We start from the raw sequence: 21,363 nt of genomic DNA, 5'->3' as shown, positions 1-21,363 counted from the left end.
TCCAAATACCCGGAGGTTTACCATGTCTAATCGTTATGCTGATGCGAATTTAAAGATATTCTCTTTGAATTCAAACCCTGAACTTGCCAAAGAAATTGCCGATCGTATCGGAGTTGATGTAGGAAAGAGCTCTGTTAAACGTTTTAGTGACGGTGAAGTCCAAATCAATATTGAAGAAAGTATCCGTGGCTGTGATTGTTATGTTATTCAATCTACTAGTGCGCCAGTCAATGAGCACATTATGGAGCTACTCATTATGGTAGATGCACTAAAACGCGCTTCTGCGAAAACGGTCAATATTGTCATCCCTTATTACGGATATGCACGTCAAGATCGTAAGGCGAAACCTCGTGAGCCAATCACGGCGAAGCTTTTTGCGAACTTACTTGAAACAGCAGGTGCTACACGTGTCATTGCACTTGACCTTCATGCGCCGCAAATCCAAGGTTTCTTTGATATTCCAATCGATAACTTAATGGCTGTGCCAATCTTAACAAACTATTTTGAACAGAAAAACTTGAATGATATCGTTGTTGTGTCTCCTGACCACGGTGGTGTTACGCGTGCGCGCAAAATGGCGGACCGCCTGAAAGCACCAATCGCAATTATCGACAAACGTCGTCCGAAGCCGAACGTGGCTGAAGTGATGAACATCATTGGGAACATTGAAGGCAAAACGGCGATTCTCATCGATGATATCATTGATACAGCTGGTACGATTACACTTGCTGCAAATGCACTTGTGGAAAATGGAGCGGCTGAAGTCTATGCCTGTTGTACTCACCCAGTATTGTCTGGACCAGCAGTAGAACGTATTACAAACTCTAAAATTAAAGAATTAGTTGTGACAAACAGTATTCACTTAACAGATGACAAGAAAGTTGGGAAATTCATTCCGCTTTCAGTTGGGCCTTTGCTTGCAGAAGCCATCATCCGTGTACATGAAGAAGAATCTGTGAGCTACCTTTTCAGCTAATTTTCTGATTGAAAAAGGCCCTAGGCATCAGCTTGGGGTCTTTTTGCTGTGATAAATGAAAGGCAAACATGTTTAAAATGATTCAGTTATGGGTATTTATGAAAGTAGTGACAAAAAAGAAATAGGATGGTGCTGAATATGGCAACTTTAAAAGCAAATAAAAGAACTGATTTCAAACGTTCCACACTGCAAAAAATCCGTCATTCAGGACACGTTCCTGGTGTCATATACGGAAAAAATACAGACAACCTGGCTGTTTCATTAGACAGTATTGATTTATTAAAGACATTACGTGATGAAGGAAAAAACACAATCATCACATTAGACGTTGGCGGTGAAACAAAATCTGTGATGGTAACAGAACTGCAAACAGATCCGTTGAAAAATGAGCTTGTCCACGCTGATTTCCAAGTGGTCGACTTACAGCGAGAAATTGACGCAGATGTACCTGTACAACTCATTGGCGAATCCAAAGGTGTAAAGGATGGCGGTGTGCTTCAGCAGCCACTATTTGAGCTATCCATTACAGCGAAACCAAAGGATATCCCGCAAAATATTGAAGCTGATATTACAAACTTAGAAGTAAATGACGTACTAACAGTTGGTGATCTGACTGTTCAATCTACGTATCAAATTAATAATGATCCAGAAGAAGTTGTTGCTTCGATCTTACCGCCTCAGCAATCAGAGGTTCCTGAGCCAGATAGTGAAGAGGAAACGCAAGAGCCTGAGGCCATTAAAGAAAAAGATGACAGCGAAGAATAACTGGTCAATTAGAGACGTAACCCTCCCGCGGTTACGTCTTTTGTGCTAGAATGAAAAGAATTCATACGTTTTGCATGAGGCAATCACATTGGCTCATTTTTTAGGCGTGTGCATGTGCGACAAAGGAGGTTATTGGTTTCATGATTGCGTTCGTTGGATTGGGTAATCCAGGAAAAGAATATGAAAAAACAAGACATAACGTCGGGTTTATGACAATAGATGAACTATCAAAAAAATGGGACATCCCATTAAATCAATCAAAATTCCATGGACAATATGGAACTGGGTTTGTTTCGGGGCAAAAGGTTCTACTTGTGAAGCCTCTTACATATATGAACTTATCAGGGGAATGTGTGCGTCCGCTGATGGATTACTATGATATTCCCCTTGAACATTTGAAGGTCATCTATGATGATCTTGATTTGCCAACGGGCCGGATTCGTTTGCGTACTAAAGGAAGTGCAGGCGGACATAACGGAATCAAATCGTTGATTCAGCATTTAGGTTCACCAGAGTTTGACCGATTCCGTATCGGCATCGGCCGTCCACAAAACGGCATGAAGGTCGTCGATTACGTACTAGGACGCTTCTCAGAGGAAGAACAGCCTGATATCTCATTTGCTATTCAAGCATCTGTTGAAGCTTGTGAAGCCGCTTTAACAAAGCCATTTTTAGAAGTGATGAATGATTTTAACAAGAAGGTATAAGAATGATAAGCAAGGCACATACTGATCATAAAATCTCAGCATGGGAGGATCACGTATGGCTTTGCACTATTACTGCCGGCACTGTGGTGTAAAGGTTGGCAGTCTAGATGAATCCGCTGTCCAAAGTGAAGCACTTGGATTTCATCACTTAACAAATGAGGAAAGAAACGATATGATTTCTTATAGGGAAAATGGTGATTTACATGTACAAACCATTTGTGAGGATTGCCAAGAGGCGCTCGAAAGAAATCCTGATTACCATCAGTATCATACCTTTATTCAATAAAAAGCTTTGGTGTAGATAATAGACCAAAGCGTTTTTCTGTTTTAAACAAGCAGGGAGGAGGAGCCAAATGAAAAATATACAATCATTTATCAAACAAAGTGATGATTTTCAGTCCATTTTTAATGGGCTAAAGGAAGGTTTAAAAGAACAACTGCTCGCCGGACTATCAGGCTCCGTCAGATCTTTATTTACAGCCGCCATATCAGACGAATTAAAGCGGCCGATGTTTATTGTGACACACAACTTATATCAAGCACAGAAGGTCACAGATGATCTAGCAAGTGTGATGCCAGATCGCTCGGTCCTTCTTTATCCTGTCAATGAACTCATTGCATCTGAAATTGCTGTGGCAAGCCCGGAGCTTAGAGCGCAGCGTCTTGATGTATTGAATCGTCTTGCGAATGGAGAAAATCCGATTGTCGTGACCCCAGCAGCTGCAGTGCGTAGAATGCTTCCTCCTGTTGAGCTCTGGAAGGAGAGTCAGATCCATTTAAAGGTTGGTGAAGAAATTGATTTGGAGGCGTTTTCAAAACAACTCGTGCAAATCGGTTATGACCGGACGTCCATGGTCGCTGCGCCCGGAGACTTTAGTGTGCGCGGAGGCATCATTGACATTTATGCGTTAACGGAAGACCACCCGATCCGTATTGAGCTGTTTGATACAGAAGTGGATTCTATTCGGTCCTTCCACTCTGACACGCAGCGTTCATTGGAAACACTTCAAGAAATCAAGATTGGCCCGGCGAAAGAGCTGATTGTAAGAGGGCCTGAACGAGTGAGAGCGATTGAACAGCTTGACGAAGGTCTTGCCAGCAGCTTAAAGAAATTCAACTCGGATAAACAAAAAGAACTGCTCCATCAGAATATTTCTGCTGATCGTGAGAAGCTGCTAGAAGGTATTGTGACACAAGAAATGACGAAGTATCTGTCCTATTTCTATGAAAAGCCTGCTAGTTTGCTAGATTATACATCGCAGGATACGATTATCATTCTAGATGAAATCAGCAGAATTCAGGAGATGGAAGAACAGCTTGAACAGGAAGAAGCAGATTGGACAATTAGTCTGCTGGAAGAAGGAAATATCCTACATGATCTAGCCCTTTCCTTCCCATTTCAAGAGCTGTTCAATCAGCAATCGAGATCGATTCTGTACTATTCCTTATTTTTGAGACATGTTCAGCAGACCAATCCGCAAAATATCGTCAATGTATCTAGTAAGCAAATGCAGAATTTCCATGGGCAGATGAATGTGCTTGCAAGTGAAATTGAACGCTACAAAAAGCAGAATTATACGGTAGTCTTTTTAGGTGCGGATGAAGAGCGGACAGAGAAGCTGTCATCTGTCTTGCATGATTATGACATTGAAGCAGCTCTTGCTAAACCTGATGCTGAGCTTGTCAGCGGGCAAGTATATATTTTACAAGGTGAGCTGCAAACAGGTTTTGAACTGCCTTTATCCAAAATTGCTGTCATTACAGAGGGTGAACTTTTCAAGAAACGTGTGAAGAAGCAGGCACGTAAGCAAAAGCTGACGAACGCAGAGCGAATCAAAAGCTATTCAGAGCTGCAAGTGGGCGATTATGTGGTGCACATTAACCACGGGATCGGTAAGTATTTAGGAATTGAAACGCTTGAAATTGGCGGCATTCATAAAGATTATTTAAATATTCATTATCAAGGAAGCGACAAGCTTTATGTCCCTGTTGAACAAATTGATCAGGTGCAGAAGTATGTTGGGTCAGAAGGAAAAGAACCAAAGCTATACAAACTAGGCGGTAGCGACTGGAAACGCGTGAAGAAAAAAGTAGAATCATCTGTGCAGGACATTGCAGATGATCTGATTAAGCTGTACGCAGAACGTGAAGCAAGCAAAGGGTATGCCTTCTCGCCTGACCATGAGATGCAGCGCCAGTTTGAATCGGCATTCCCTTACCAAGAAACAGACGATCAAATTCGCTCGATTCATGAAATCAAGCAAGACATGGAGCGGGAGCGCCCTATGGATCGTCTGCTTTGTGGAGATGTGGGCTATGGAAAAACAGAGGTGGCGATTCGAGCGGCCTTCAAAGCCATTGCTGACGGGAAGCAGGTGGCACTGCTTGTACCAACAACGATCTTAGCGCAGCAGCATTTTGACACGATTATGGACAGATTCCAAGACTATCCTGTTAAAATTGCTCAGCTTAGCCGCTTCCGTACACGAAAAGAAACAACAGAAACCTTAAAAGGGCTGAAAAATGGAACGATTGATATGGTCATCGGGACGCATCGCCTTCTTTCAAAAGACATTGTGTACAAGGATTTAGGACTGTTAATTATCGATGAAGAGCAGCGCTTCGGTGTGACGCATAAAGAGAAAATTAAACAAATGAAAGCCAATATTGATGTGCTGACGTTAACGGCAACGCCAATTCCTCGTACGCTTCATATGTCGATGCTTGGCGTACGTGACTTATCTGTTATTGAAACGCCACCTGAGAACCGTTTCCCAGTTCAAACCTATGTTGTCGAGTACAATGGTGCGTTAGTTAGAGAAGCTATTGAGCGAGAACTGGCAAGAGGCGGTCAAGTGTACTTCCTTTATAATCGAGTGGAGGATATTGAACGAAAAGCAGATGAAATCTCGATGCTTGTTCCAGACGCAAAAGTAAGCTACGCACACGGGAAAATGAGTGAGAACGAGCTGGAATCCGTGATGATTAATTTCCTAGAAGGTGAATCGGATGTACTCGTTAGTACAACCATTATCGAAACGGGCGTAGACATTCCAAATGTGAACACGCTCATTGTTCATGATGCTGATAAAATGGGGCTTTCGCAGCTGTACCAGTTAAGAGGACGAGTTGGGCGCTCGAATCGTGTGGCCTATGCTTATTTCACTTATCGAAAAGATAAAGTTCTTTCTGAAGTAGCAGAGAAAAGACTTCAAGCTATTAAAGAATTCACCGAGCTTGGGTCAGGCTTTAAGATTGCGATGCGTGACTTAACGATTCGAGGAGCAGGGAACTTACTTGGTGCACAGCAGCATGGATTTATTGATTCAGTTGGATTCGACCTTTACTCTCAAATGCTGAAAGAAGCCATTGAAGAAAGAAGAGGCGATACGACTGCTCAAGAAAAATTCGAGCCGGAAATTGATCTCCAAATTGATGCCTACATTCCAGATAGCTATATTTCTGATGGCAAACAAAAGATCGAGATGTATAAACAGTTTAGAGCGATTGGATCAATAGAAGAGCGGAAAGAGCTTCAAGATGAAATGATTGACCGATTCGGAGAATATCCGCAAGAAGTGGCTGATTTGTTCACGATTGCGACGATGAAGGTGTACGCTGTGCAGGAACGTGTCGAGTTGATCAAGATGGAGAAAGGCATTGTCAGACTCACTCTCGATGAAAAAGCAAGCAGCGACATCGATGGTCAAAAATTATTTGAGCTTGGCAGTCAATATGGCCGTGATATCGGTCTTGGCATGGAAGGTAGCAAGCTGATTATTTCTGTCCAAACAAAAGGCAAGAAAACGGAGGAGTGGCTTGAAGTCGTTCTTCGTATGCTTCGAGGTCTTCAAGATGTGAAAAAAGAAACCATTCCATCTTCATAAAATTTTGTTGGTCTCTCGTGTATATTACGTTTGATGTGACGGATACTAATCTCAGGGTCAAGTGGTGAATGTTGCATAAAGTGGACGCTTTTGTTCCATTCACCCAACACATCATCAAACGAAAGAGAGGCAGCAGTGAATGAAAGCAACTGGAATTGTACGCCGCATCGATGATCTAGGTAGAGTGGTTATACCGAAGGAGATTCGCAGAACATTGCGCATCCGGGAAGGAGATCCACTTGAGATTTTTGTCGACCGCGATGGAGAAGTCATTTTGAAGAAGTATTCACCGATTAGTGAGCTAGGAGACTTTGCGAAGGAATATGCTGATGCTTTATTCGACAGTTTGGGTCATGCTATCCTCATCTGTGATCGTGATACGTATATTGCTGTATCCGGCAGTTCAAAAAAAGAGTACTTAAACAAATCCATTAGTGATTTACTTGAACGAACAATGGATCAGCGTAATTCTGTATTAGAGGACAGCAAGAAAGAAATTCAGCTTGTGGATGGTATTGATGATGATGTATCAGCTTATACCATTGCACCTATTGTTGCAAACGGAGATCCAATTGGCGCCGTCGTCTTATTTTCTAAAGAGCGTTCAATGGGAGAAGTGGAGCATAAAGCGGCAGAAACGGCAGCTGGCTTCTTAGCCCGTCAAATGGAACATTAGGTCTAATAATTCTATATCATTTTGATAAAACGAAAGAATGCCGATGAAATCATCTGATTTTGTCGGCGTTTTTTATATGGGATGAAACAAAATAATGAATGTATCGTCTACTCCTTAGAAAGAAACGGCTCGCCAGTCACTTATGATATAATGAGTGCGTTTAAATGCAGGTATATTTTTTGATTGAACATAAAGGAGTCATCCATGAAAAATGCTGTGAATCAGCCGCATTGGCTTTTCCAAGGTGCGGTGATTTTAACCATCGCAGGCTTGTTATCAAAGGTACTGAGTGCCGTATATCGTGTCCCTTTTCAAAATATCGTAGGAGACACAGGTTTTTATATTTATCAGCAGGTCTATCCCTTTCTTGGCATTGCGATCATGCTCGGCACCACTGGTTTTCCTGTGATGGTGTCCAAGCTCCTGAGCGAGCATGGTGAGGAGAATCGCCGAATTATTACAAAGGTATCCTTGGTGTATATCACTTTGCTGAGCTTGGTCTTATTTCTTTGTTTATATATAGGAGCAGGCACAATTGCGAATCTCATGGCGGACAGTCAATTAATGCTTCTCATCCAGATGAGTTCGTTTGTGTTTTTATTTCTGCCACTTACCGTGATGCTGAGGGGTGTTTTTCAGAGTGATGGGCTGATGCTCCCCACTGCGGTCTCTCAATTGGCTGAGCAACTCATCAGAGTAGGCGTCCTGCTTGTTTTATCTTTCTATTTCGTGAGACATGGCTATTCGCTTTATGAAACAGGAGCGGGTGCGGTGTTCTCTTCTATAGCTGGAAGTGCTGCTTCACTCCTTTTGCTTCTTTTCCTTTGGCTGACCTATCGGAAGCGGTTGTCAGCGAGCAAGACATTAAAACAGGCTACACTGCGGAAAAAAGATGTGCTGAAGAGTTTGGTGCTGTATACATTGACGATTTGTGTAAGTGGATTGCTGATCCTATGGATGCAAATGATCGATGCTTTTCACTTGTATGCGCTGCTGCGCAGTGAGGGACTGAGTGAAGCAGCTGCAAAGGCGGCAAAAGGCGTATATGACCGAGGTCAGCCGTTCCTGCAGCTCGGGACGGTGTTTGCAATTAGTATCGGGACGTCTCTTGTTCCGTTTTTGTCGTCGGCCTTAAGAAAAGGGCAGCATGAAGCAATTCGTGAAAAAGTACGTACATCGTTTAAGGCAACATCGGTGCTGGGGATTGGTTCAGCTGTCGGGCTTATATGTATTTTATCGTCTGTGAACATTATGCTTTTTCGTAATGACTTAGGGACAGATGCTCTGCAAATATTTTGCATATCCATTGCCTTTACATCAATGGCGATTACGCAAACCGCTTTACTTCAGGGTCTGGGACATACCGTGTACCCGGCTGTTGTGGTCCTGATCAGTGTGTTAATGAAATGGGGGCTGACGCTGGCTCTTGTCCCGTTATTCGGCATTTATGGAGCTGCTTGGTCGACTGTTTGTGGGTTTCTCGCCGCCGCTGCGCTCAATGCGGTGTATTTGAAGCATAAAGGGTGGATTTCAATAAGAGAGCTATTCCCAGTGAAAATTCTTTTATCAGCAGCATTCATGGCCGTCGTTTTAATTGGATATCAGGCATTGTTTTCTTGGGTCATTCCCTTTGAGAAACGTCCGTTTTCTGTTTTAGAGAGCCTGACTTCAGTTTTTATTGGTGGTTTCGCCTTTTTATATAGTATTCTTAAGCTAGACGTATTTACGGAAGAGGAATGGAGACTCATTCCATTAGGAGAAAAGATTTTATATTTTAAACAGATGAGAGGGAATCGAAATGGCAGGTAAGATTACAGTCGTTGGTCTTGGGGCAGGCGACATGGATCAGCTGACGCTCGGTGTATATAAGCAGCTGAAGCAGGCGAAAGAAGTATACATGAGAACGCAGGATCATCCACTCACCGCAGAATTGATGCAGGAGGTCCCGTCTCTGACCTTTTTTGATGAGATATATGAAAAGCATGATCAGTTTGATGCAGTGTATGAGGAAATCACAGACATTCTCTTCCGAGAGGCTGAGGAGAAAGATATTGTTTATGCAGTACCAGGTCACCCGTTTGTAGCGGAAAAGACAGTGCAGCTTCTTGTTTCACAACAGAAGGAGCGCGGGGTTGAGGTGTACGTGGCTGGTGGACAAAGCTTTTTGGATGCGACGTTTAATTCCTTACAGATTGACCCAATTGAAGGGCTGCAATTCGTTGACGCAGGGGATATGAGAGCGGATGATCTGAAGTTGACCCAGCATGTGCTGATCTGTCAAGTATATGATCAGATGACAGCCTCGAATGTGAAGCTGACCCTCATGGAAAAGCTACCTGACGATTATGAAGTCTTTATCGTAACGGCAGCTGGAAGCAGTCAGGAACAGATTACAGGTGTTCCTTTATTTGAACTTGATCGAGATGTGTCGATAAATAACTTAACGAGTGTTTATGTGCCTCCAATCCAAGATGAAAAGCTACTCTATCAACAATTTGACACTTTCCGTGAAGTCATTCGTACATTAAGAGGTCCTGGCGGCTGTCCTTGGGATCAAAAACAAACGAATGAGTCGCTCAAACCATATTTAATTGAAGAATGTTATGAGCTGCTGGAAGCCATAGATGAAGACGATCCAGATCATATGGTTGAAGAACTCGGAGATGTACTGCTTCAAGTTTTACTCCATGCCCAAATTGGTGAAGATGATGGTTATTTCTCAATGGATGACGTCATCCAGCATGTCACAGAAAAAATGATTCGACGACATCCGCATGTGTTTGGTGATACGGATGTGTCTGAAGCATCAGATGTCGTCGCCAACTGGGAAAAAATCAAGCAGCAGGAAAAACCGGAGCGTGCAGCATCTATTTTGCAATCCATTCCAACGACACTTCCAGCTTTAACAAAAGCTTATAAGCTCCAAAAGAAAGCAGCGAAAGTGGGCTTCGATTGGACAGAAGTAGAGGATATTTGGAACAAATACGAAGAGGAAAAGCGGGAATTCCTTGTGGAAGTGGCAGAGAAAACGGATGAAGGTGCAACAAAGCAGATGAAGGATGAATTTGGGGATCTTTTATTTGTTCTCGTCAACATCGGCAGATTTTATCACCTAGAGCCTGAAACCGCCCTCTCTTCTGCAAACACAAAATTCATGCGGCGCTTTCAGCATATTGAACAAAAAGCAAAGGACATAGGGCGTTCACTAGAAGACTTGACCCTAGAAGAAATGGACGATCTGTGGAACGATGCCAAACGCATAGAAAGAGGTGAACATACATGAGACTAGATAAATTCTTAAAAGTGTCTCGTTTAATTAAAAGAAGAACATTGGCAAAAGAAGTAGCCGATCAAGGGAGAATTTCCATTAATGGCACGCAGGCGAAAGCCAGCTCTGACGTGAAAGAAGGGGACGAGCTTCAAATTCGCTTCGGCCAAAAGCTTGTGACTGTTCAAGTCAACGAGTTAAAAGACACAACGAAAAAAGAAGAAGCTGCTGGCATGTATACCGTGCTAAAAGAAGAGAAAACAGCAGAATAGGGCTTGTTCTAAATGTCCCGCCTGTCACATACAATGCAGTAACAATGCAAGTATGAGATATGGGGGATGTATAAATGAATCAATATTATAATCAACCTCAAGGCACGAAGTTGTCATCAGAAGCCGAGCATCATGTCACAATGCGCAACAGAAAGCATTTAGATATTACCGGGGTCAAACAAGTCGAGAGCTTTGATAATGAAGAATTTCTGCTTGAGACTGTCATGGGAGTCCTCGCCATTCGCGGAGAAAATCTGCAAATGAAAAACTTAGATGTAGAAAAGGGCGTTGTGTCCATTAAAGGGCGTGTCTTTGACTTAATCTATGTAGATGAGCAGCACGGGGAGAAAGCTAAAGGATTTTTTAGCAAGCTGTTTAAATGACACTGACGGTCCAGTTTTATACGATGCTTTCGATGGCGGCGATGGGCATCTGGCTGGGCGCATCGCTGGATACGTACAAGCTGTTTGTGAACCGGGAAAAAACAGCAAAATGGCTGCTGGTCATTCACGACCTCCTTTTTTGGGTGGTGCAGGGTCTCTTATTCTTTTATGTCCTGCTACTGACCAATGAGGGAGAATTCAGGCTTTATATTTTTCTAGCTGTTGCTTTAGGTTTCTCGATGTACCAGGCATTGATGAAACAGCTGTATATGAACATCCTCAAGTTTGTAATGAGGTGTATTTATCAGACTGTTCTCGTCCTGAAAAGGCTGATCATGTCGATGGTTTTCCAGCCCATTCGCTGGATCGTTGGTTTGATCATAAGTGCTCTTCTGTTCTTGTTCCACTCGCTCTTACGCCTTGTTCGTTTTGCGTTTCGACTCGTGTGGAAGGTGCTGTATATTGTTTGTTATCCGCTTATTTGGTTACTCAATGTAACCATTATTCATCGAATTCCCGAAAAATGGCGAACATCAATGAGGTTGTTTTTCTCAAAAGGAGCAGGAATTTTACAAGGGATCAAGAAAGTATCTCGTACCATGAAAACGAAATGGAAACAATTCTGGACAAAGTAAGAGAGGAGGCCTTCATCCTTGAACGAGAGAAAAAGAAATATCGCACAAATTCAAAATGATTATCAAAAACAAATGGAACAGCAAGCGCAGCGCCTAAAACGCAAACGCCGGGGACTCCTTAGAAGGCTTACCGTGTTTGGAGTCATTGTGCTCATGTTTGCTGTTTTGGTAACAAGTGCCCTCTGGTCGCAATCGTCTGCATTGAAAGAAAAAGAAGAGAAGAAGGTTGCGCTTGAAAAAGAATTGAAGCAATTACAAACAAAGCAGGAAGATATTTCTGATGAAATCAAAAAGCTGAAAAGCAAAGAATACGTACTCGAACTGGCACGACGGGACTATTATATGTCTAAAAAAGGCGAAAAAATCTTTGATGTGGGCAATAAGAGCGATTAGCCTTGTTGACACTTAAAATTCAGTTTATGTATAATTGAACAAATGAGATTTTTTTATAAGTCTAAGGAGGAGCACTTTTTTTATGTCGATTGAAGTTGGCAGCAAGTTACAAGGGAAAGTTACGGGCATTACAAATTTTGGAGCTTTTGTGGAGTTGCCAGGCGGTTCAACTGGTCTCGTTCATATCAGTGAGGTAGCCGATAACTATGTAAAAGATATTAATGAGCATTTAAAAGTCGGTGAACAAGTTGAAGTGAAAGTGATTAACGTTGAAAAAGACGGTAAAATCGGCTTGTCCATTAAAAAAGCAAAAGATCGTCCTCAACAACAACAATCAAGACCGAGCAGAAATGATTTCCGTCCGAAGGAATCGTTTGAGCAAAAAATGAACAAATTCTTAAAAGATAGTGAAGACCGCTTAACATCTTTAAAACGTAACACGGAATCAAAACGTGGGGGACGCGGAGCAAGAAGAGGTTAACTTGTTGCTGCTTTCTATATATCTTTCACAACAAAGCACCTGCTGTTTAGCGGGTGCTTTTTTTCAATACAAATTCAACGTTTTTTGTGATTTCGCCATTTAATTTAAAACTTTCTATTGACGGACAAGCGAATCCTTTGTATTATAGTTCTTGTGCTTCTTAGCGCATTTTATATTATGGCGGTGTAGCTCAGCTGGCTAGAGCGTACGGTTCATACCCGTGAGGTCGGGGGTTCGATCCCCTCCGCCGCTATCCTTTTAAAAAGAACGATAAGCAAGGCCCGTTGGTCAAGCGGTTAAGACACCGCCCTTTCACGGCGGTAACACGGGTTCGAATCCCGTACGGGTCATCTTCAAAACAGCTTTCTATAGGAAAGCTGTTTTTTGTGCTTTCGTAAAATTCTGATGAAAGACATCGACTTTCAAGAAAGTATGCCTTTTTGGCAAATAAAGCGTCGAACGTTTTATGGAAACGACAACTTCTTTTGACAAAATTTCTTTTTCACCTTCGCTATAATGACAAGCAACGAATATCAGGTGGGGGATGAAAAGATGGAAAAACTAGAAAGAAGAACTGATTTAACGGGAGCCGGGTTTGAAAGAATCAGTGCAGGGTTAAAAAAGATGAAAAACCTGTTTCTTCATCATACGCATTCTCTTTTTTTCTATAAAGGGTTTATTTATGTTGTTCTGGGCTTTTTATTGGGACGAGCCTTTATCTTATCTGAAATTATGCCATTTGCATTGCCTTTCTTTGGGTCCATGCTGCTCATTAAAAGGGATAAAGCAATGCTTGCTTGTCTTGCTTTACTCGCTGGAGCGATGACGATATCACCTCAAAATGCATTATTCGTGTTTGCGTCATTGATCGTGTTCCTCCTCATGTCAAAGGTCGTTTCATTTATCATCAAAGACCCAGTGAAAACATTACCGGTTGTGATTGTGCTCTCAATGCTGATGACCAGGGGAACTTTTGTTTACCTCGAGCAGGGTGCGGTTCAAAGCTATGACTATGTGATGGCGGGGGTTGAAGCTGGACTTGCCTTCATTTTGACACTGATTTTTCTTCAAAGTTTGCCGATTTTTACAGTCAGGAAAATCAAACACTCTTTAAAGGTTGAAGAAATTATTTGCTTTATGATATTAATCGCTTCAGTTTTAACAGGTCTGGCTGGGATCACATTTCAAGGAATGCAGGCAGAGCATATTTTGTCACGATATGTAGTGCTGAGCTTTGCCTTTATTGGAGGAGCGAGTATTGGTTGTACAGTGGGTGTTGTAACTGGATTAATTCTTGGTCTCGCCAACATCGGCAACCTTTATCAGATGAGTCTGCTTGCCTTTTCGGGCTTATTAGGCGGATTACTAAAAGAGGGGAAAAAAGCAGGAGCCGCCATCGGCTTGATTGTGGGTTCTTTACTAATCTCCCTCTACGGTGAAGGGTCAGCAGGGCTGATGACCACGCTATATGAATCACTCATCGCAGTTGCACTGTTTTTGCTCACGCCACAGTCAGTAACGTCCAAGGTGGCAAAATATATTCCTGGTACGGTAGAGCATGTACAGGAACAGCAGCAATATGCCAGAAAAGTACGAGACGTGACAGCAAAAAAGGTAGATCAATTCTCTAATGTATTTCATGCGCTGTCTGAGAGTTTTGCGACATTTTACGAATCCATTCCTGAGGAGAAGAAGCAGGAAGAGGATGTAGATCTTTTTTTAAGTACGATCACAGAACGTTCCTGTCAAACGTGCTATAAGAAAAATAAATGCTGGGTGCAGAACTTTGATACAACCTATGAACTCATGAAACAAGTTATGCATGAATCTGATGAAAAAACGTACGAGCATAACCGGAAGTTGAAAAAGAAATTCAGTCAGCACTGCTCAAAATCAAAGCATGTAGAAGAATTGATTGAAGAGGAGATAGCTTACTATAAAGCAAATCAGACCTTAAAGAAAAAGGTCCAAGACAGCAGACGCCTTGTGGCCGAACAACTGATGGGTGTTTCGCAAGTCATGGAGGATTTTTCCCGGGAAATAAAACGAGAAAGAGAGCAGCATTTTATTCAGGAAGAGCAGATGATAGAAGCACTTCAGAACTTTGGAATTGAAATTCAGCAAGTTGAAATTTATAGCTTAGAACAGGGAAATGTTGATATAGAGATGAGAATTCCCTATTGCCAAGGTCATGGGGAATGCGAAAAAATCATCGCTCCAATGCTCTCGGATATTTTAGAAGAACAAGTTTTAGTCAAAGCAGAGCAGTGTGCGGAGCATCCAACAGGTTATTGTCATGTTGTATTCGGTTCTGCAAAATCGTATCGAGTGTCTACAGGTGTAGCACATGCAGCGAAAGGCGGAGGATTAGTATCTGGAGACAGCTACAGCATGATGGAGCTGGGTGCAGGTAAATATGCCGCAGCTATTAGTGATGGGATGGGAAATGGAGCAAGAGCCCATTTTGAAAGCAATGAAACGATCAAGCTGTTAGAAAAAATCTTGGCGTCTGGTATTGATGAAAAAGTAGCGATTAAAACGATTAATAGCATTTTATCTTTACGGACAACAGATGAAGTCTATTCCACATTAGACTTATCCATCATTGATTTACAGGATGCGAGCTGTAAGTTCCTCAAGATTGGCTCCACTCCAAGTTTTATTAAACGTGGTGATCAAGTGATGAAGGTACAGGCCAGCAACTTGCCTATTGGCATTATTGATGAATTCGAAGTAGAAGTGGTGAGTGAACAGATGAAGGCAGGAGATCTCCTTATCATGATGAGCGACGGTATCTTTGAAGGACCAAAGCATATCGAAAATCATGATTTGTGGGTCAAACGAAAAATGAAGAGCTTTAAAACAGAAGATCCGCAAGAGATTGCTGATTTATTAATGGAGGAGGTCATTCGCACAAGAGCAGGTCAAATCGATGACGATATGACGGTTGTCGTTATTAGGCTCGACCACAATACACCAAAATGGGCATCCATTCCGACCGGTACATTCTATCTCCAGAAACAAGAGATTTCTTGAAATATCGTATAATATGAATTTCTTCTGGCGATGATGGGGATATAAGCATTCAGTTACAATCCCAGGAGGAATGAAGATGCGAAAAGGTCACGTAAACCAAATCTTACTGATTACAGATGGCTGCTCAAATCATGGGGAAGACCCACTTGCGATTGCCGCATTGGCAAAGGAGCAAGGGATCACAGTCAATGTCATTGGCATTATGGAAGAGAACAGACACGATCATGAAGCGATGAAAGAAGTAGAGGGGATTGCTCTAGCAGGCGGAGGCATTCATCAGGTTGTCTACGTTCAGCAATTGTCTCAAACCGTACAAATGGTTACAAAAAAGGCGATGACGCAAACGTTACAAGGTGTTGTGAATAAAGAATTGCAGCAAATTCTTGGCAAAGATACTGAAATTGAAGAACTTCCCCCAGATAAGCGTGGAGAAGTGATGGAAGTTGTGGACGAGCTCGGTGAGACAGTTCATCTTCAAGTGCTTGTGCTTGTGGATACGAGTGCAAGTATGAAACCGAAGTTGCCAACGGTCAAAGAAGCACTCATCGATCTCTCTATTAGTCTAAATTCGAGAATTGGTGAAAATCAGTTTGGGATGTGTGTATTTCCCGGGAAAAGCTCAGATGCAGAAATTGTGTTGAACTGGACGCCACGGTTCGATTCGTTATCATCGATTTTCCCGAAGCTGACAACAGGAGGAATTACACCGACAGGACCAGCAATTCGAGAAGCACTCCAGCATTTCAAATCAGTTCGTTCACGAAAAGGGCTGCTTGAAGCGAAGGAAGAACATGATGAATTCGGCTTCTAACATCCCATTAGGTACAATGATAAAAGGAAAGTGGCATCACCAACATTACCGCATTGTAAAAGAGCTGGGAAAAGGGGCGAACGGTGTGGTTTATCTGGCCGAATCGCCAAAGGGACAAGTGGCCCTTAAAGTGAGTGATGACAGTATGCTCATTGCATCTGAAGTCAATGTATTAAAATCCTTTTCAAAGGCTCCTGTGAAAACCATGGGGCCTTCTTTTTATGATATGGATGATGCTCTTTATCCTGGAATGTCAGAGAAACGGTCGTTTTATGTCATGGAGTATGTCAGAGGTCCATTGCTGCTTGAATTTGTGAAAAAAAAAGGCGATGAATGGATCGTCGTTCTCATGATTCAACTGTTGTCTAACCTTGCTCACTTACATAAGGAAGGCTGGATCTTCGGTGACTTGAAGCCTGATAATCTCATCGTTTCAGGCCCCCCAGCTACCATTCGTTGTATTGATGTTGGAGGAACAACGAAGGCAGGAAGGGCGATTAAGGAATACACCGAGTTTTTTGATCGCGGCTACTGGGGCTTCGGTACAAGAAAAGCAGAACCTTCTTATGATCTATTTGCCTTAAGTATGGTCATGGTGAACTGTGCCTATAAAAAAGAATTTAAAAAAGGGGCAGAACCAGAAAAGCAGCTTTATCGAGCGATTGAAGGACATCCTTTATTAAAGCGATATGAGAGGGTGTTAAAAGCGGCTCTCCAAGGCAAATATCAATCAGCGGCAGACATGAAAAGCGCGATGTTGAAAGAAGGACAATTGCTTGCTTCAAGAAAAACACGACAAAAGAAGCCATCACAGCAAAATAGGCAAAAGCCAGCTGTTCCCCAACATCAACAGGCCGCACCTTCACGATCAAGAGTTGCTGCTGCGAAAAGAACATCAGTACGCAAAAAATCAGGCGGTCTTTTTGAAACCATTCTCATCTTATGCAGTGTGCTCGCTCTTTACTGTGCCTATGTGGTTTTATTCCTATTATAGAGCTGTAAAAAAGCAGGCTTCTTCTTTGCTTGGAGCTAATGAAAGTGATAGGATATGTATATCTTTAAATTACCTGCTCTTTGTGAGGAGGAAGTTGTGAATAGAATTGAATCTTTTTTGAAAAAACATGATGTTTTCCTTGAAAATACGACAGTCATTGTCGGGGTTTCTGGCGGACCAGATTCTATGCTCTTGCTGCATGAACTAAACAAACGTCGAAAAGGTTCCTTTCAGCTGATTGCAGCCCATGTAGATCACATGTTCAGAGGAGAAGAATCCTTTGCTGATTTGGCATTTGTTGAAGCGTACTGTAAAGAGCATGAGATCCTTTTTGAATCGGCTCGTATACAGGTCACCCAATATGCAAAAGAAAACCGCTTAAACAAACAGGCAGCTGCAAGAGAGTGCAGATATGCTTTCTTTCGTCAATTGATGGAACAGTACAACGCTCAATTTATAGCACTTGCACATCATGGAGACGATCAAGTAGAAACAATGGTGATGAGGCTGACAAGAGGGACTGTTGGAATAGGACTCGCAGGTATGCAAGCAAAGCGCCCTTTTCAAGAAGGGTGGCTGATTCGTCCGCTGATTGGATATTCTAAGGATGATGTACTCACTGCTTGCGAAAAAGAACAAGTTCCTTATGTCATTGATCAAAGCAATCACACCGATGACTACTTGAGAAACCGGATCAGAAGACACGTTCTTCCCGTGTTAAAAGAAGAGGCACCTCATGTGCATGAAAGCTTTCAGTTTGTAAGTGACATGCTGACTGAGGATGAGCAGTACTTGCAGGCATTAACAAAGGATCAAATGCATCAAGTCATTACGAATCAAACGCCTAAGCAAATTGAGATCAAAACGAAGCCTTTGCTTGACCTGCCTTTGCCTTTACAAAGAAGAGGCATTCAACTAATATTAAACTATCTTTATGAAAACACTCAATCAGCGTTTTCAAACCAGCATATTCTAGGGACTTTGGACTGGTTATCTCATACTGATCAACCGTCTGGATCATTAGATTTGCCAAAAGGTTTACAAGCTGTCAAATCTTATGATCACTGTATGTTTACCTTTGAACGATCGCTTGTCATAGATCAGTCATATACTCATCATTTAAAAGGTGAGCTTGGCGAGGAACTTTTTCTCCCGAATGGACAGTCTATCTTAGTATCAAATCATGTTCCGAAGGATGCACGGAACGGAAACCATTTTTTCTTGCTTCAAAAAGATCATGTTCGTCTTCCTTTGATCATTCGCTCACGAAAAAACGGTGATCGAATCAAACTTAAAGGGATGAATGGATCAAAAAAGGTGAAAGATATATTTATTGATAAAAAAGTGCCTCTTGCAGAAAGAGACAGCTGGCCGATCGTCACTGACTCGGATCATCAAATCATCTGGATCCCAGGTCTGAAAAAATCCGTTTTTGAAGAAATTGATATGACAAACAGCGATCTCATTGTATTACAATATAGACAGCACGAAAATTTGTAGGGGGCAAGCAAAAGCATGAAACAAGATATTGAAAAGATTTTGATCTCAGAAGAAGAGATCCAGCTAAAAGTGAAGGAACTGGGTGCAACATTAACCAGCGATTATGATGGTAAATTTCCCCTGGCTATTGGTGTTTTGAAAGGGGCTCTTCCATTCATGGCAGACCTGATCAAACACATTGATACATATTTAGAGCTTGATTTTATGGATGTATCTAGCTACGGAAAGTCTACCGTATCTTCTGGAGAAGTGAAGATCATCAAAGATCTAGATACTTCTGTTGAAGGAAGAGATATTCTAATTATGGAAGATATCATCGACAGTGGGTTAACTTTGAGTTATCTGGTAGAGCTTTTCCGATACCGTAAAGCAAACTCCATTAAAATTGTGACATTGCTTGATAAACCAAGCGGCCGCAAAGCAGACATCAAAGCAGATTATGTTGGGTTTGAAGTACCAGATGCATTTGTTGTTGGCTATGGATTGGATTTTGCCGAACGTTACCGAAACCTCCCGTATATTGGAGTGTTAAAACCATCTGTTTACGAAGGCTAATGAGCACACGTTTACATGAGGTTATTGGTTGTGTTGGAATGATTTTCTATGATACTATTGAACATAGTTGTGCTTACTGTGGGAGGAGGTAAGGAATGAATCGGGTTTTTCGTAATACGATTTTTTATATACTTATTTTATTACTTGTGATAGGGGTTGTCAGTTGGTTAGGATCCCCTAATCAAAAGCCTGAGAACATGTCTTACAGCAAATTTTCGCAAAATTTAAGTGCGGGAAAAGTGGAGAGTATCTCCATCCAGCCTGTAAGAGGGGTTTATGAAATTCGTGGTCAATTAGATGGCGCGAAGAAAGATGAATACTTCATTACCCATGTTCCAGATGGTCAAGGTGTTGACCAGATTTACAGTGCACTGAAGAATACAGATGTAAAAGTAGAACCAGCACCTGAAACAAATGGATGGCTGCAAGTTCTGACAACCATCATTCCATTCATCATCATCTTTATCCTGTTCTTCTTCTTATTGAACCAAGCTCAAGGCGGTGGAAGCCGTGTCATGAACTTTGGTAAGAGTAAGGCGAAGCTTTACACAGAAGAGAAGAAACGTGTGAAATTTAAAGATGTTGCCGGTGCGGATGAAGAAAAGCAAGAGCTCGTAGAAGTGGTTGAATTCTTAAAAGATCCACGTAAATTTGCGGAGCTTGGCGCAAGAATCCCTAAAGGGGTTTTACTAGTAGGACCTCCAGGTACAGGTAAAACATTGCTTGCGAGAGCATCTGCAGGAGAAGCAGGCGTTCCTTTCTTCAGCATCAGTGGTTCTGACTTCGTCGAGATGTTCGTCGGTGTCGGTGCATCACGTGTACGTGATTTGTTTGAAAATGCGAAAAAGAATGCACCTTGCTTAATCTTTATTGATGAGATTGATGCAGTGGGTCGTCAGCGTGGAGCAGGTCTTGGCGGTGGTCATGATGAGCGTGAACAAACGCTTAACCAGCTTCTTGTTGAAATGGATGGTTTTAGTGCCAACGAAGGGATTATTATCATTGCTGCAACGAACCGTGCAGATATCCTAGATCCTGCATTGCTACGTCCGGGACGTTTTGACCGTCAAATTACGGTTGACCGCCCAGATGTCATTGGTCGTGAAGAAGTACTGAAGGTTCATGCGAAAAACAAACCGCTTGATGATACAGTCAACTTGAAAGCCATTGCAAGCAGAACACCAGGGTTCTCTGGGGCAGATCTTGAGAACTTACTAAACGAAGCAGCACTTGTTGCTGCCCGTCAAAACAAAAAGAAAATTGATATGCGTGATATCGACGAAGCGACTGACCGTGTCATTGCTGGACCGGCTAAGAAAAGCCGTGTCATTTCGAAGAAAGAACGTAATATCGTGGCGTACCATGAAGCAGGTCATACCGTCATTGGGCTTATCCTAGACGAAGCGGATATGGTGCATAAAGTAACGATCGTTCCTCGTGGTCAGGCAGGCGGATATGCGGTCATGCTTCCAAGAGAAGACCGTTATTTCCAAACGAAGCCAGAGCTTCTTGATAAAATCGTCGGCTTGCTCGGCGGCCGTGTTGCAGAGGAAATTACGTTTGGTGAAGTAAGTACAGGCGCACACAACGACTTCCAGCGTGCAACAGGTATTGCAAGAAGAATGGTGACAGAATTCGGTATGTCTGATAAACTTGGTCCTCTACAATTCGGTCAAGCACAAGGAGGTCAAGTATTCCTTGGCCGTGATTTCAACAACGAGCCGAATTATAGTGAAGCGATCGCTTATGAAATTGACCAAGAAGTTCAGCGCTTCATCAAAGAAAGCTACGAACGTGCGAAACAAATTCTCACTGAGAATAAAGATAAGCTAGAAATCATCGCACAAGCTCTTCTAGAAGTGGAAACATTAGATGCTGAACAAATTAAATCTCTTTACGAAACTGGAAAGCTTCCAGAGCGTGTATACGCAGATGACGAAGAGAAAAACGATGATGTGAAAGTGAACATCAAGAAAAAAGAAGAAGACGAGGAGATCTAATCTCCTTCTATAAAAAGCTGTCGG

The 21,363-nt window shown here is 42.3% G+C and carries 18 protein-coding genes, 2 tRNA genes and 1 pseudogene; all 21 read left to right on the top strand.

Translation table 11 applies throughout. The features are described from left to right. Positions 1-22: 22 nt before the first annotated feature. Complete coding sequence (locus MHH23_RS01045) at positions 23-976, top strand: ribose-phosphate diphosphokinase (RefSeq protein WP_003217907.1); 954 nt, start codon at positions 23-25, stop codon at positions 974-976. 138 nt (positions 977-1,114) lie between these two features. Beyond that, positions 1,115-1,741, top strand: a complete 627-nt coding sequence (locus MHH23_RS01040) for a 50S ribosomal protein L25/general stress protein Ctc (protein ID WP_017359319.1) — start codon at positions 1,115-1,117, stop codon at positions 1,739-1,741. 140 nt (positions 1,742-1,881) lie between these two features. Next, positions 1,882-2,448 carry an aminoacyl-tRNA hydrolase gene (gene pth / locus MHH23_RS01035; RefSeq protein ID WP_144668535.1) on the top strand — a complete coding sequence of 189 codons (567 nt, stop codon included), beginning with the start codon at positions 1,882-1,884 and terminating at the stop codon, positions 2,446-2,448. A 55-nt stretch (positions 2,449-2,503) separates the two neighbouring features. Continuing rightward, positions 2,504-2,734 (top strand): anti-sigma-F factor Fin family protein, encoded by a 231-nt coding sequence (locus MHH23_RS01030; RefSeq protein ID WP_003217967.1) that lies wholly within the window; start codon positions 2,504-2,506, stop codon positions 2,732-2,734. Positions 2,735-2,801: 67 nt separating this feature from the next. Further along, the gene (gene mfd / locus MHH23_RS01025) at positions 2,802-6,335 is read left to right on the top strand and encodes a transcription-repair coupling factor (protein ID WP_019743557.1); all 3,534 of its coding nucleotides are present in this window, start codon (positions 2,802-2,804) and stop codon (positions 6,333-6,335) included. 139 nt (positions 6,336-6,474) lie between these two features. After that, positions 6,475-7,011, top strand: a complete 537-nt coding sequence (gene spoVT, locus MHH23_RS01020; RefSeq protein WP_251185609.1) for a stage V sporulation protein T — start codon at positions 6,475-6,477, stop codon at positions 7,009-7,011. 204 nt (positions 7,012-7,215) lie between these two features. Beyond that, positions 7,216-8,820 (top strand): putative polysaccharide biosynthesis protein, encoded by a 1,605-nt coding sequence (locus MHH23_RS01015; RefSeq protein ID WP_056703755.1) that lies wholly within the window; start codon positions 7,216-7,218, stop codon positions 8,818-8,820. Next, positions 8,810-10,294, top strand: coding sequence for a nucleoside triphosphate pyrophosphohydrolase (mazG, locus tag MHH23_RS01010; protein ID WP_212361990.1), 1,485 nt, complete (start codon positions 8,810-8,812; stop codon positions 10,292-10,294). Before MHH23_RS01015 ends, mazG begins: the two co-directional genes overlap by 11 nt. Continuing rightward, complete coding sequence (locus tag MHH23_RS01005; protein WP_008341839.1) at positions 10,291-10,551, top strand: RNA-binding S4 domain-containing protein; 261 nt, start codon at positions 10,291-10,293, stop codon at positions 10,549-10,551. The genes mazG and MHH23_RS01005 overlap by 4 nt, the downstream gene beginning before the upstream one ends. Before the next feature lie 74 nt (positions 10,552-10,625). Next, positions 10,626-10,934: a sporulation protein YabP gene (gene yabP / locus MHH23_RS01000; protein ID WP_007496190.1), complete on the top strand. Its 309-nt coding sequence runs from the start codon at positions 10,626-10,628 to the stop codon at positions 10,932-10,934. Beyond that, positions 10,931-11,569 carry a spore cortex biosynthesis protein YabQ gene (gene yabQ, locus MHH23_RS00995; RefSeq protein WP_024719361.1) on the top strand — a complete coding sequence of 213 codons (639 nt, stop codon included), beginning with the start codon at positions 10,931-10,933 and terminating at the stop codon, positions 11,567-11,569. The genes yabP and yabQ overlap by 4 nt, the downstream gene beginning before the upstream one ends. 18 nt (positions 11,570-11,587) lie before the next feature. Then, the gene (locus MHH23_RS00990) at positions 11,588-11,962 is read left to right on the top strand and encodes an FtsB family cell division protein (protein WP_007496186.1); all 375 of its coding nucleotides are present in this window, start codon (positions 11,588-11,590) and stop codon (positions 11,960-11,962) included. Positions 11,963-12,044: 82 nt separating this feature from the next. Next, positions 12,045-12,443 (top strand): S1 domain-containing RNA-binding protein, encoded by a 399-nt coding sequence (locus tag MHH23_RS00985; protein WP_003217901.1) that lies wholly within the window; start codon positions 12,045-12,047, stop codon positions 12,441-12,443. Between the two features lie 179 nt (positions 12,444-12,622). Continuing rightward, positions 12,623-12,696 (top strand) — tRNA-Met (locus MHH23_RS00980). Between the two features lie 25 nt (positions 12,697-12,721). Then, positions 12,722-12,793: transfer RNA gene (locus MHH23_RS00975), tRNA-Glu, on the top strand. Between the two features lie 202 nt (positions 12,794-12,995). Beyond that, on the top strand, positions 12,996-15,479 hold the full coding sequence (spoIIE, locus tag MHH23_RS00970) for a stage II sporulation protein E (protein WP_025206603.1): 2,484 nt from the start codon (positions 12,996-12,998) through the stop codon (positions 15,477-15,479). 76 nt (positions 15,480-15,555) lie between these two features. Beyond that, complete coding sequence (locus MHH23_RS00965) at positions 15,556-16,290, top strand: vWA domain-containing protein (RefSeq protein WP_135009441.1); 735 nt, start codon at positions 15,556-15,558, stop codon at positions 16,288-16,290. Next, positions 16,274-17,284: a protein kinase domain-containing protein gene (locus MHH23_RS00960; protein ID WP_217967966.1), complete on the top strand. Its 1,011-nt coding sequence runs from the start codon at positions 16,274-16,276 to the stop codon at positions 17,282-17,284. Before MHH23_RS00965 ends, MHH23_RS00960 begins: the two co-directional genes overlap by 17 nt. Before the next feature lie 96 nt (positions 17,285-17,380). After that, a pseudogene (gene tilS / locus MHH23_RS00955) lies at positions 17,381-18,803 on the top strand (tRNA lysidine(34) synthetase TilS). Further along, entirely contained in the window at positions 18,800-19,339 is a 540-nt protein-coding gene (hpt, locus tag MHH23_RS00950) for a hypoxanthine phosphoribosyltransferase (RefSeq protein ID WP_007496175.1), read from the top strand. The pseudogene tilS and the gene hpt overlap by 4 nt, the downstream one beginning before the upstream one ends. A 95-nt stretch (positions 19,340-19,434) precedes the next feature. Beyond that, entirely contained in the window at positions 19,435-21,339 is a 1,905-nt protein-coding gene (gene ftsH, locus MHH23_RS00945) for an ATP-dependent zinc metalloprotease FtsH (RefSeq protein WP_024719367.1), read from the top strand. The last annotated feature ends 24 nt before the right edge of the window (positions 21,340-21,363 follow it).

This window comes from Bacillus sp. FSL K6-3458, from assembly GCF_038005045.1.
Taxonomy (GTDB): Bacteria; Bacillota; Bacilli; order Bacillales; family Bacillaceae; genus Bacillus; species Bacillus altitudinis.
This window is presented reverse-complemented; position numbering and strand designations above follow the sequence as displayed.